Consider the following 11265-nt stretch of genomic DNA (forward strand, 5'->3'; position numbering starts at 1 on the left):
ATTCTCTCCACAAACACGAGCCATGCCGCCGGCAGCAATGCCTCGCAAAAACCGAGCCTCTCCACCACGGTGGAGCATGTGGCCGGCATGCTCTGGTACGAGATGCTCTCAGCCATGAATAAGAACGGCATGGACACGAATGCTCTCGGTGCCGGCGGCGGGGATTTCCAGAGCATGTTTCTGTGGAACATGGCCCAGAATAATTTTGGCAAATACGACTCCTCATTGCTGGCAGCGACAATGCGGCAGGTTGGTGGGAACAGCACGCAAGCACCAGCCTCCGCATCTTCAACCCCCTCACCGCTGGCACAGCTGTTACCCGCTAGCACCGGCCCAGAAATCCAATCTGCAGTTCTCGCTACCCCTGCAGAGTCTGCACAACCGGCCGGAGATCTTATCAGCCAGGCTAAGAATTTTGCCCAATCCATCTGGCCGCAGATTACCAAGGCCGCCCAGGCTCTCGGCGTACCGCCCGTGGCCGTGCTGGCGCAGACTGCCCTGGAAACCGGCTGGGGTACCTCCGCGGCTGGCAATAATCTATTCGGCATCAAAGCAACCGGGAATGAGGACAGCTCCGTCCGCGCCACGCATGAAATGGTTGACGGCGTGCTCATGCCGCAAACCGCCAGCTTTCGTAATTACGATAACGTGACCGATAGCGTTTCGGATTACGTCGGGCTGATCCAGTCCGGATTTGGTGCCGCGGCGGGGCAGAAAACAGTCGCCGGCTTCGCGCAAGCTTTGCAAGATGGCGGCTACGCCACCGACACAAGCTATGCGGCAAAAATCGTCGGCATCTCACACTCTCCGCTCATGGCCCAGGTTCTGCAGGCCATTGGCAGCTCCCCCTCAACCACAAGCACACCGGGCACACCATGAGCGGTATCACCAACACCATCAACACCGCCCTTTCGGGATTGCAGCTTTTCGAAGCTGGCATCAACACTGTGTCGAACAACCTCGCCAATGTCACCACTAGTGGCTACGCGGCAGAAAGTGTGAACTCCACCACGGCCGTGAATGCCACGAGCCAGCCAGGTGACGGCGTTAAGCCAGCGCAGATCGTGCGCGCAGCCAGCGGTTTTGCCGCAGCACAACTGCGTAATGCCAACAGCGCCGACGCAGCCGCTTCAGCTCAATCCACGGCGCTTACCAGTATCTCCAACGCGCTCATGAATAATGGCGCCGTCCAGACCGCCATCAACCAGTTCTTCCAGGACATCAGCACACTGGCGTCCAACCCCACCAGCGCCGCGCAACGCCAGACCATTCTGTCAGACGCCCAGACCATCACCAGCGCTTTCCACAGCGCATCCGGGAACATCACCGACACCACAACCGGCGCCAACGAGACGCTATCAAACGGCATCACATCGGCCAATGGCTTGCTGGGCCAGTTACAAAACATCAACAAGAACCTTGTTCAATCTCCAAATAACCCAAGCCTGCTGGACCAGCAGCAATCGGCGCTGAACTCGCTCTCTCAGTATCTTCCCGTCAACATTCTGCCACAGGACAACGGCTCTGTGATCGTTACCTCCGGCGGTACAGTGTTGCTAGACCAAAGCGGCCCGCAAGACCTGGCTGCCAACACCTCAAGCTCTGGCACGCCAACCATTACCGCCGGCACGAACGCGACGCCCGTTACACTCACCGCGGCAGACGGCTCGATCGGCGGTGCCATTGGCACGATCCAGTCCAGCAACGCCGCTCAACAATCCTTGAACGCGATGGCTGCAATTTTCGCAGGCAAGGTTAATGCCACCCAGGCGGAAGGGCTCACCCCGGCTGGCGCGCAGGGGAGTGCGCTGTTTTCCGTGCCCTCCCCTACGGTAACTGCCAGCGCCAATAATAACGGCAGCGCCACCGTCAACGCTTCGATCAGCGACAGCTCCACCCTGCCCACCGATGGCGGTCCTTTCCTGCTCACGTACACAACCGCCAACGGCTGGAGCGCACTCAGCCAAGGGAGCGGTCAAAGCTACACAGCCAGCGGCAATCCACCGGCGTTTGCAGGCATTACCCTGGCCGTCGCTGGCGCCCCCGCCAATGGGGACCAGTTCACGCTCAACCCTGCCCCCAATGCCGCCACGGGTATAAGCGCTATCTCCAGCCAGACTGGCGACATCGCCGCCGCGGACCCATACGTCTCCAGCCCCGGTGCACTCCAGAGCGACGGCTCGATTTTAAACAGCAACGCCGGCGTTATAACCGCGGGTACGGATACGGTAACTAACGCCCCGGCGAGCAACGCGGCAGTTATTCCGTCGAGCTATTTCGGGCAAAACCTGCAGGTGAACTTCACCTCTGCCACCAGCTACAACGTAACCACAGCCAGCCATACCGGCACTGTCATCGCCAGCGGCACATTAGACAACAATGGTGGCAACATCGCGGTCGCCTACCCTTCCGGCGCCGCCGCCGGCCAGTATTGGCAGCTTCCAATCTCCGGCACACCCGCCAGCGGCGATACGCTCACCCTCACGCCCGGCGGCAGTTCCAGCGGCAGCAATGCCCAGCGCTTGGGGACGCTCTGGACCACCGCAAGCACCACGACCTCCGGATCGCTGGAACAGGCCTTCGTTGGGCTTTCCACCGGGCTTGGCGCCAACGCCCAGGCGGCGCAGAATCTGGCATCTGCCACCTCGGCGCAGGTTTCTACCGCCACGACCAATCTGCAGACGGTAAGCGGCGTGGACACGGATCAGCAGGCCGTAACCCTGACCAACTACCAGCAGGCCTACCAGGCTGCAGCACAGGTCATCAGTGCCGTGCACACAATGTTCGAATCACTGCTCCAATCTGTCTGAGGTTTTGCCATGAAAAAAGTCATGCTTAATGGTATCATTGCCGTTACTATGCTGGGAGCAGGCATTGGCGGCACTTTTGCCTTCCTCGGCATGAATCATCATAACGGCAGCGCTACTGCAGCCACGATGCCGGCACCCAAGCCCATCTACTTCGCGCAGCTGGATGATGTCGTCGTCAGCGTACCCACGGACAGCAACAACCCTGCCAACACCTACATCGATATCACGCTGCAATTTTCGACATTCGATCAGAATGCCGTCACCACGTTTACCAACCTGCAGCCCATCATCAAGTCTCAGGTGATCAATCTGCTGATGGCGCAGACAAGCAAATCCCTCACCGACCCAACCACACATGATGCGTTGTCCAAACAATGCCTGGCTATCGCCAATCAGGTGCTCAACACCAGCGCTAACTACACGCCGCCCAACCCGTTCACCGCCGCCTACATCACCAATCTGGTTGAGCAGGATTAGCTTAATGGACACAACCAACCTGGACAGCGCGGCGTCCACCATCGCGTCCCTGCTCGTCATCCTCTTCGCCTTGGCGGGCGCGGCCTTTCTGGCCCGGCGCTTCCGGGGTACAGCCTGGGGGCAAAAATTGAACGCCGCAACCTCGCCCATCAGCCTTCTGGCTACCCGCTCCCTCGGCGGCCAGCACAGCCTTGCCATCGCCGAGGCTGACGGACAACGCTTCCTTATCGGCATCAGCCGCACCGGCATCACCACTATCGGCAGGCTGGACGACCATGACTAGCCCCACCGGCCTTACCATCGTCAACGCGCTGGCCAGCAACGGGGGCGAAGCCTACTCGCTCGATGTTCAGAGTCTGCTTTTCATCACCACACTGGCCTTTCTGCCCGGGCTCATGCTGCTGATGACTTCCTTCACCCGCATCATCATCGTGCTTTCCGTCCTACGCCAAGCCCTGGGACTGCAAACCACGCCGCCAAACATGGTGTTAGCTGCATTGGCGTTAGCGCTTACCATGTTCGTCATGCGCGGCGTCATCCAGCAGGAGCAGGACAAGGCGCTTGATCCGTATCTGTCCGGACAAATCACGTTCAGCCAGGCATTGCAGGCGGCGGAACCTCCGATCCAGGATTTCATGCTCGCACAGACACGCAAGGCGCCACTCCATCTCTTCGTAGATCTTTCCGGCCAACAATACGCTGATGCCAAATCCATCCCGCTGACCGTTCTCGTTCCGGCTTTTGCCACCTCCGAACTGGAAACGGCGTTTCAGATTTCCTTTCTCATTTACATCCCTTTTGTTCTTATCGACCTCGCCGTCGCCTCGATCCTGATGTCGCTCGGCATGATCATGGTCTCACCGACACTCATCTCCCTGCCGCTCAAGCTGCTCATGTTCGTCTCCATTCACGGCTGGGTGCTTGTGCTTGGCACACTCGTCAACAGCTTCGGCGTGGCGTCCTGAGCATGCCGCTATACTTACAGCTCCTGCATGAGGCGTTCGGCACGGAGCTGGCAGCCCTCACGCCAATCATCACCATTCTGCTCATCATCGGGCTTGCCACGGCGCTGGTACAGGGCGCCCTGCAAATCGAGGACCCCACTTTCGCCTTGCTGCCAAAAACCGCCGCCATGATCGTGCTGGCCCTGAGCGGTGGCTTCGGCGCGCTCACCATGTTCGAAACTCTTGCTAAAAGCTTCATCACCCAAGCGCCGTATCTGGTCCGCCAGACATGGTACTAGACCAGGCGGACATCATGCTCTGGCTTGGCCATTTCCTTTGGCCGTTCCTGCGCATCACCGGGCTGTTTCTTACCGCGCCACTTTACGGCTCGTCGATGATTCCTTCCACGATCAAGGCTCTGCTGGCCGCCGCCTTCGCCGCGGCTCTGGCCATGTGGCTGCCAAACCTGCCCCCATTTCCCGGCAACCCGTTCAGCGCCATCTACACGGGCATAACGCAGATCGCGTTTGGCGCATTGATGGGCATGACCATGCATATCGTCATTGCGGCTATCGCCTGCGCGGGAGAAATCGCCGGGCTCGCCATGGGCCTCTCCTTCGCCGAGCTGCAATTCCGGGAAGCTGGCGGCCCGACGCCAGTACTTTACGACATCATGCTCTGGGCCGGGCTGCTCGGCTTCATGGCGGCAGGCGGGCCGGTCTGGATCTTCGCCGCGCTGGCGCACTCGTTTGCGCATGGGGTTGGCGTGGCGCCTCTCTCCTCCTGGGGCGACCTGGCCGGCCTTGGCGGCACGCTGTTCAGCGCCGCTCTGGGGCTTGCTCTACCGGTCGTGGCTGTCTCGCTCTGCGTTAACCTTACCGTTGGCCTCACCACCATCTTTGCACCGAGCATAAACCTGCTCTCCATTGGCTTCCCTCTGCTCATCCTCGCCGGGCTTTGGGTCATGGCCGCCAGCATCCCCGCCATCGGCCCGGCGGCAGAGCACCTCACCACCACCGGCATGGACGCGCTCGGGGTGCTACTCGCCCATGGCTGAAGATAGCGGCGATGATAAACGCCACGCCCCAACTGAGCGCCGCCTAACTCAGGCGGCCGAGCGCGGCAACGTGCGGCGCTCCACTGACCTGCCGAAGGCTGCCGTGGTGGTCCTCGTCACATTACTGACGCTTGGCGCTGCGGCAGGGATGGCGGCACGGCTGCAGGATGACTGCGCCGCCTGGCTGGCAGATGCGGGTACGTCCTCGCTCACCGCCGCCATGGGCTGGAGCGCTACAATGCTCGGTGCCATCTTTCCGTTGCTGGCGCTTATTGCCGCCATCGCCCTGGTCACCAGCTTCCTGTCTGGCGGCTGGGTGTTTGCTTTGCAACTGCTCAAGCCGGATCTTTCCAGACTGGCACCACAAGCCGGTCTGGAGCAGATCATCTCCAAATCCGCCTTCGCGGAAACCGCAAAATCGCTGCTCAAATTCATCGTCATCGGCGGCGTCGGGGCATTATCCGTCTGGCTGCGCGAGACCGATTTCGCTGCACTTAGCTTCCTACCCTTCCCCGCCTCTGAGCCGGTCATCGCGCTCGCGTTGCAGGTCGTCATCGCCATCTGCATCGTGCTCACTGTCCTCGCCGGGGCTGACATGGGCCTGCAATACTGGCTGCACCGCAACAAGCTGCGCATGTCGGATTCCGAAATCCGCGAGGAAATGAAAGAAGCCGCCGGCAACCCGCATGTTAAGTCCCGCCAGCGCATGCTCGCACGCAAGATGGCACGTGCCCGGCAAATGAGCCAGATTTCCGAAGCTTCGGTCATCGTCACGAACCCCACGCATTACGCCTGCGCCATCCGCTACCGGCGCGGAGCGGACAAAGCGCCAATGCTGCTGGCCAAGGGCGTGGGACTGCTGGCCCAGGAGATTATCGCGCGCGGACGTGGCCACGGCATTCCGGTGGTCGAGTCTCCGCCTTTGGCCCGCGCCATGTACCGGCATGTCGAACCTGGCGAGCATATCCCCGTAGCGCTCTACCGCGCCTGCGCCGAGGTGCTTGCCTATGTGTGGCGGATGCAGCGCTGGCGCGCCCAGGGCGGTTCGCGGCCAACCCCGCCCCCGGTGCGGGAGGGCGAAATCGAAATATCCCGCTGGAGTCCGGAAAACTGATCCGGGGGGTCAGTTCTTCGGGGCGAAGCCCAGGAAGCCAGCCTGCGGGTTGGGTGTGCCCACATTTGCCGCGCCGGCGGGCACGGCAGGGTGCATCGCCGGCCTAGGCGCCACGGCACTGGCAGCGGTGGGGGCAGGCACGGCATTGTGCTCCTGTGACTTCGCCGTATGCAACGTTGCCGGCGGAGAGCTATACAGCGTCCAGGGCTGGCCCACCGGCCCGGCCTGCTCGCCAAGCTCATTGCGCGTCTGCAGGAGCAGGAAGGTGATCGTGTTACGATTCAGCGAAATGGACAGGTCGAGCGGTGTTTCCCCGAACTGGTCCCGCGCGTTCAAATCAGCGCCGCGTCCCAGCGCGTCTTGCGCCCCGTTGTAATCGCCCTTGTTGATCGCAGCGAACAAGGCCGCCGTCGGGTCGCCCGAAGCCGGTTGTTGCATTTTCGGTGCCGTAGCCAGCGGCGCGCCGGCACCGGCGCCGGGCAGTGCGGGCGGCGCGATGTCCGGGGTACGGGCCTGCGGCTGGGGTGCATTGCCGCCGGTGAGCCCGGGGCTCGACCCCATCTGCATCTGCGCCAAAGCGGGCCCGGCCCCCAAAACCAGGGCTAGACTGAGGGCCGTAAAACGAAAATGTCTCATAACTTGGTTCTCTAGCCGATGCTCCCAGGGCCGTCCATGCAGCCCTGGGCGAGGGCGCCTTATTTGCTGGTGTCGCGCAGGGCAGCCAGTTCCTTTTGCAACCGTTCCACCTCGCCGCGCAGGCTGGTAATCTCTTCCTGCGCTTCGTGGGAGGGTCCGGCCTCCACTGCCGGCTTCGCCTCACCCTCGCGGTAGAAGGGCGAGAACAGCGCCATGGCGCGTTCCATCATCGCCATGTTCTTGCGGCTAACTTCCTCAATCCCCGGCGGCATGAAGGGCCCGAGCGTCTTGCTCACGGTCTCGCGCACGTTCTCCTGCTGGCGGGCGAAATTCTCCATCGCCTGCTCGAAGTAGCGGGGCAGCATGTTGGGCACATTGCTGCCGTACACGCCGATCAACTGCCGCAGAAAATTCGTCGGCAACAGGGCGTTACCCTTGCCTTCCTCTTCCACAATGATCTGGGTCAGCACGTTGCGGGTGATATCCTCCCCCGATTTGGCGTCATAGACCACGAAATCACGGTCCTTGCGGACCATTTCCGCAAGGTTATCCAAAGTGATGTAACTTGAACTTTCCGTATTATAGAGCCGCCGATTGGCGTATTTTTTGACAACCACAGGCTGTATCTTGGAATCGGCGCTTTCACTCATGAATTTTTCTTCCATCCCGGTTTCGCCGGCTTGAGCCTAGGCACTTTATACTGAAACACGAAATTTGGGCGTTGCACAGTCCCCTGGCGCATGACACTTATGGCGGATTTTTGCCAGCTGCGCTAGGAGGCGCCGGCGGGTAAGCAGGAACCGAATGCGAGATGGACGACAACCTGGCCAAGGATTTCGTGATCCTGTGGCAGAGCGAGCTGACCGCCATGGCTGCGGACCGGGAGTTACGGGAGACCTGGGTCTCGACTTTGGCGCTATGGGCGCAGGCAGCAATAGCGGCCACCGCGTATCTGCCACATGACCGTCCGCCGTCCGGAAGCCCCGGCGCCGCTCAGCCGGCGCGGCCCCCGGCCGCTGATGCTGCATCTGGGCCTGGCCTGGATGAAGTCGAGCAGCTCAAGCGCCGCGTCGCTGAACTGGAACAACGTCTGGGCGAATTCCTCGCCGGACAATCCCCCAAGCCCGACAGCCCAACAGGCAACGCTTGAGGAGATCCTACGCCAAGACCGCGCGCTGATCGCCGGCATCGCCGCCTATCGCAGCGCCCCCTATGTGCGCCAGTTGCGCACCCCGCCCGCCATCTGGGAAGAAGAGGAGACCCAGCTGCTGGACTACGGCGGAACCGGCCCGGCCATTCTGTTCATCCCCAGCCTGATCAACCGCGCTTACATACTGGACCTGATGGAAGGCGGCTCGATGCTGCGCTTCCTCAGCGGCCAGAACATGCACCCCTACCTTCTGGATTGGGGCTGGCCCGGCGAGGTCGAGCGTCAGTTCTCCCTCACCGACTATATCGCCGGGCGGCTGGAACGCGCCCTGGCCAACATTCCCGGCCCGGTAATTCTGGCCGGCTATTGCATGGGCGGGCTGCTGGCACTGGCCGCGGCGCTCCGCGCGCAGCAATCTGGCGCCGGCAAGGTCCGCGCGCTGGCCCTGCTCGCCACGCCATGGGATTTCCACGCCGCCGACGCCTCCCTGCCCAAGCGCATCAGCGACGCCATGCCGGCCATCGAGATGATGCTGCAATTCTCCGGTACGCTGCCGATCGACGCGTTGAACACGCTGTTCGCCATGATCGACCCCTACGGCGTTGGCGAAAAGTACCGGGACTTCGCCCGGCAGGACAAATCCCTGCCCCGGGCGAAGCGTTTCGTGGCGATGGAGGACTGGCTGGCCGACGGCGTGCCCCTGGCCGCCCCGGTGGCGCGCGAGACGCTCGGCGGCTGGTATGTCGCCAACAGCCCCGCCCGCAACCAGTGGCGCGTGGCCGGCCAGGCAGTGGACCCGGCCCAGCTCAACCTGCCCGCCTTCTGCGCCATTCCGGCGCGGGACAGGCTGGTACCGGCCGTCTCCGCCCAGGCCCTGGCGGCGCGGCTTGGCCAAGCCACCATCATCCAGCCCGAAGCCGGCCATGTAGGCATGGTCGCCGGTTCCACATCGGAAACTTCACTCTGGCGACCTTTCGCGGATTGGGTGCACGGCCTATGATACGGCCGCGCATAGAGTGCCAACCACAAAGGGAAAACTCATGGAAGATATCGTTATCGTCTCGGCTACCCGCACTGCCGTAGGTAGTTTCAACGGCGCCTTCGGCTCCACCCCAGCGCATATTCTCGGCGCGACGGCACTGAAAGCCGCCATCGCCCAGGCCAGCCTCACCCCGGAAGACATCGACGAAGCGATCCTCGGCCAGGTGCTCACCGCCGCCCAGGGCCAGAACCCCGCCCGCCAAGCCGCCCGCGCTGCCGGCATCCCCGACTCCGCCACCGCCTTCGGCATCAATCAGGTCTGCGGCTCGGGCCTGCGCGCCGTGGCCCTTGCGGCCCAGCAGATCATGTCCGGTCAGTCGGCCATCGTCGTCGCAGGCGGCCAGGAGAGCATGAGCCTCTCCACCCATGCCGCGCATCTGCGCGCCGGGCAAAAAATGGGCGATCTTAACTTCATCGACACCATGATCAAGGACGGTCTGTGGGACGCCTTCAACGGCTACCACATGGGCATCACCGCCGAGAACGTGGCCAAGCACTGGCAGATCAACCGCGACGAGCAGGACGCGCTGGCGCTCGCCTCGCAGCAGAAGGCCGCCGCCGCCCAGGCCGCCGGCAAGTTCAAGGACGAGATCACGCCCGTGACCCTGACCACCCGCAAGGGTGAGGTCGTGGTGGACCAGGACGAGTACATCAAGGCCGGCACCACCGCCGAGGCTCTGGCCAAGCTGCGCCCCGCCTTCACCAAGGACGGCACGGTCACCGCGGGCAATGCCTCGGGCATCAATGACGGCGCCGCCGCCCTGGTGGTGATGAGCGCCGCCGAAGCCGCCAAGCGCGGCCTGACGCCGCTGGCGCGCATCGCCAGCTTCGCCACCGCGGGCGTGGACCCGGCGCTGATGGGCTCCGGCCCGATCCCCTCCTCGCGCAAGGCCCTGGCCCGCGCGGGTTGGAGCGTCGATGACCTCGATCTGGTCGAGGCCAACGAGGCCTTCGCCGCCCAGGCCTGCGCCGTGAACAAGGATCTCGGCCTCGACCCCGCGAAGGTGAACGTGAATGGCGGCGCCATCGCCATCGGCCACCCGATCGGCGCCTCGGGCGCGCGCATCCTCACCACCCTGCTGCACGAGATGAAGCGCCGCGATGCCAAGAAGGGCCTCGCCACGCTGTGCATCGGCGGCGGCATGGGTGCCGCCATGTGCGTGGAACGCTAATCCGCGCCTAGCCTGATCCAGCCCGGAACCAGCAACGGTTCCGGGCTTTTTCTTTGCCGAAACGATACTTGACAGCCACGCCGCTTCGCGGGGATGAAAGCTCTGGCGATCCGTTGAGGCAAACCACGCAATAAGCGAGGAAACATGGCCGTAAGTAAAGTTTACCCCAACGCCACCGCGGCCCTGTCCGGGCTGCTGCGCGACGGCATGACGATCATGTCCGGCGGGTTTGGTCTGTGCGGCATCCCCGAGGCGCTGATCGCCGCGATCAAGGAGTCCGGCGTGAAGGACCTCACCGTCATCTCCAACAATGCGGGCATCGACGGCGCGGGCCTCGGCGTGTTGCTGGAAACCCGGCAAATCCGCAAAATGGTCTCCTCCTACGTTGGCGAGAACGCCACTTTCGCCAAGCAGTACCTCTCGGGCGAGCTGGAAATCGAGTTCAACCCGCAGGGCACGCTGGCCGAGCGCATCCGTGCCGGGGGTGCTGGCATCCCCGCCTTCTTCACCGCCACCGGCTATGGCACGCTGATCGCCGAGGGCAAGGAAACCCGCGAGTTCGACGGCCGGCATTACGTAATGGAGCGCGGCCTGTTCGCGGATCTCGCCATCGTGCATGCCTGGAAGGGCGACACCGAGGGCAACCTCGTTTACCGCAAGACCGCCCGCAATTTTAACCCGATGATGGCCACCGCCGCGAAATTCACCGTGGCCGAGGTCGAGCATCTGGTCGAACCCGGCGAGATCGACCCCGACATGATCCACACCCCGGGCATCTTCGTGCAGCGCATCGTCCACTACCCCGCTTACGAGAAGCGCATCGAGCAACGCACGGTCCGCAAGCGAACCCCATGAGCCTTGTAA

At 62.8% G+C, this 11265-nt stretch carries 13 protein-coding genes; 11 read left to right on the top strand and 2 right to left on the bottom strand.

Annotation, left to right across the window (positions count from 1 at the left end):
• The first annotated feature begins 114 nt into the window (after positions 1-114).
• Genes ACLPJJ_RS07870 through ACLPJJ_RS07905 form a run of 8 tightly spaced genes read left to right on the top strand, consistent with a single transcriptional unit; the run spans position 115 to position 6402 of the window.
• The gene (locus tag ACLPJJ_RS07870; RefSeq protein WP_443590401.1) at positions 115-879 is read left to right on the top strand and encodes a glycoside hydrolase family 73 protein; all 765 of its coding nucleotides are present in this window, start codon (positions 115-117) and stop codon (positions 877-879) included.
• Entirely contained in the window at positions 876-2810 is a 1935-nt protein-coding gene (locus tag ACLPJJ_RS07875) for a FlgK family flagellar hook-associated protein (protein WP_443590402.1), read from the top strand. Before ACLPJJ_RS07870 ends, ACLPJJ_RS07875 begins: the two co-directional genes overlap by 4 nt.
• A gap of 9 nt (positions 2811-2819) precedes the next feature.
• Positions 2820-3287, top strand: coding sequence for a flagellar basal body-associated FliL family protein (locus ACLPJJ_RS07880; protein WP_443590404.1), 468 nt, complete (start codon positions 2820-2822; stop codon positions 3285-3287).
• 4 nt (positions 3288-3291) lie between these two features.
• Positions 3292-3570: a flagellar biosynthetic protein FliO gene (locus tag ACLPJJ_RS07885; RefSeq protein WP_443590406.1), complete on the top strand. Its 279-nt coding sequence runs from the start codon at positions 3292-3294 to the stop codon at positions 3568-3570.
• Entirely contained in the window at positions 3563-4252 is a 690-nt protein-coding gene (gene fliP / locus ACLPJJ_RS07890; protein WP_443590407.1) for a flagellar type III secretion system pore protein FliP, read from the top strand. The genes ACLPJJ_RS07885 and fliP overlap by 8 nt, the downstream gene beginning before the upstream one ends.
• Before the next feature lie 2 nt (positions 4253-4254).
• A complete protein-coding gene (locus ACLPJJ_RS07895) occupies positions 4255-4530 on the top strand; it encodes a flagellar biosynthetic protein FliQ (RefSeq protein WP_443590408.1) in 276 nt (91 codons plus the stop codon).
• Positions 4531-4544: 14 nt separating this feature from the next.
• On the top strand, positions 4545-5288 hold the full coding sequence (locus ACLPJJ_RS07900) for a flagellar biosynthetic protein FliR (protein WP_443590409.1): 744 nt from the start codon (positions 4545-4547) through the stop codon (positions 5286-5288).
• Complete coding sequence (locus ACLPJJ_RS07905) at positions 5281-6402, top strand: EscU/YscU/HrcU family type III secretion system export apparatus switch protein (protein ID WP_443590410.1); 1122 nt, start codon at positions 5281-5283, stop codon at positions 6400-6402. Before ACLPJJ_RS07900 ends, ACLPJJ_RS07905 begins: the two co-directional genes overlap by 8 nt.
• A gap of 9 nt (positions 6403-6411) precedes the next feature.
• Here ACLPJJ_RS07905 and ACLPJJ_RS07910 read toward each other — a convergent pair whose 3' ends face one another.
• Entirely contained in the window at positions 6412-6963 is a 552-nt protein-coding gene (locus tag ACLPJJ_RS07910; RefSeq protein WP_443590411.1) for an ankyrin repeat domain-containing protein, read from the bottom strand.
• Positions 6964-7097: 134 nt separating this feature from the next.
• Positions 7098-7703, bottom strand: a complete 606-nt coding sequence (gene phaR / locus ACLPJJ_RS07915) for a polyhydroxyalkanoate synthesis repressor PhaR (protein ID WP_443590412.1) — start codon at positions 7701-7703, stop codon at positions 7098-7100.
• A gap of 294 nt (positions 7704-7997) precedes the next feature.
• Here phaR and ACLPJJ_RS07920 point away from each other — a divergent pair, with 294 nt between their 5' ends.
• The 3 genes from ACLPJJ_RS07920 (at position 7998) to ACLPJJ_RS07930 (ending at position 11256) form a co-directional block, all read left to right on the top strand.
• Positions 7998-9188, top strand: coding sequence for an alpha/beta fold hydrolase (locus tag ACLPJJ_RS07920; protein WP_443590413.1), 1191 nt, complete (start codon positions 7998-8000; stop codon positions 9186-9188).
• Positions 9189-9228: 40 nt separating this feature from the next.
• Positions 9229-10401: an acetyl-CoA C-acetyltransferase gene (locus ACLPJJ_RS07925; protein ID WP_443590414.1), complete on the top strand. Its 1173-nt coding sequence runs from the start codon at positions 9229-9231 to the stop codon at positions 10399-10401.
• 144 nt (positions 10402-10545) lie between these two features.
• Positions 10546-11256: a CoA transferase subunit A gene (locus ACLPJJ_RS07930; protein ID WP_443590415.1), complete on the top strand. Its 711-nt coding sequence runs from the start codon at positions 10546-10548 to the stop codon at positions 11254-11256.
• Positions 11257-11265: the final 9 nt, after the last annotated feature.

It is taken from the genome of Acidocella sp., from assembly GCF_052326845.1.
In the GTDB taxonomy this organism is placed as follows: domain Bacteria; phylum Pseudomonadota; class Alphaproteobacteria; order Acetobacterales; family Acetobacteraceae; genus Acidocella.

What these genes read in the sequence shown, in the direction of transcription:
- ACLPJJ_RS07895 (WP_443590408.1), top strand. Translation starts at nt 4,255, where the DNA reads ATGCCGCTATACTTACAGCTCCTGCATGAGGCGTTCGGCACGGAGCTG.
- ACLPJJ_RS07905 (WP_443590410.1), top strand. Translation starts at nt 5,281, where the DNA reads ATGGCTGAAGATAGCGGCGATGATAAACGCCACGCCCCAACTGAGCGC.
- ACLPJJ_RS07925 (WP_443590414.1), top strand. Translation starts at nt 9,229, where the DNA reads ATGGAAGATATCGTTATCGTCTCGGCTACCCGCACTGCCGTAGGTAGT.
- fliP (WP_443590407.1), top strand. Translation starts at nt 3,563, where the DNA reads ATGACTAGCCCCACCGGCCTTACCATCGTCAACGCGCTGGCCAGCAAC.
- ACLPJJ_RS07880 (WP_443590404.1), top strand. Translation starts at nt 2,820, where the DNA reads ATGAAAAAAGTCATGCTTAATGGTATCATTGCCGTTACTATGCTGGGA.
- ACLPJJ_RS07885 (WP_443590406.1), top strand. Translation starts at nt 3,292, where the DNA reads ATGGACACAACCAACCTGGACAGCGCGGCGTCCACCATCGCGTCCCTG.
- phaR (WP_443590412.1), bottom strand. Translation starts at nt 7,703, where the DNA reads ATGGAAGAAAAATTCATGAGTGAAAGCGCCGATTCCAAGATACAGCCT.
- ACLPJJ_RS07910 (WP_443590411.1), bottom strand. Translation starts at nt 6,963, where the DNA reads ATGGGGTCGAGCCCCGGGCTCACCGGCGGCAATGCACCCCAGCCGCAG.
- ACLPJJ_RS07930 (WP_443590415.1), top strand. Translation starts at nt 10,546, where the DNA reads ATGGCCGTAAGTAAAGTTTACCCCAACGCCACCGCGGCCCTGTCCGGG.
- ACLPJJ_RS07920 (WP_443590413.1), top strand. Translation starts at nt 7,998, where the DNA reads ATGACCGTCCGCCGTCCGGAAGCCCCGGCGCCGCTCAGCCGGCGCGGC.
- ACLPJJ_RS07870 (WP_443590401.1), top strand. Translation starts at nt 115, where the DNA reads ATGAATAAGAACGGCATGGACACGAATGCTCTCGGTGCCGGCGGCGGG.
- ACLPJJ_RS07900 (WP_443590409.1), top strand. Translation starts at nt 4,545, where the DNA reads ATGCTCTGGCTTGGCCATTTCCTTTGGCCGTTCCTGCGCATCACCGGG.
- ACLPJJ_RS07875 (WP_443590402.1), top strand. Translation starts at nt 876, where the DNA reads ATGAGCGGTATCACCAACACCATCAACACCGCCCTTTCGGGATTGCAG.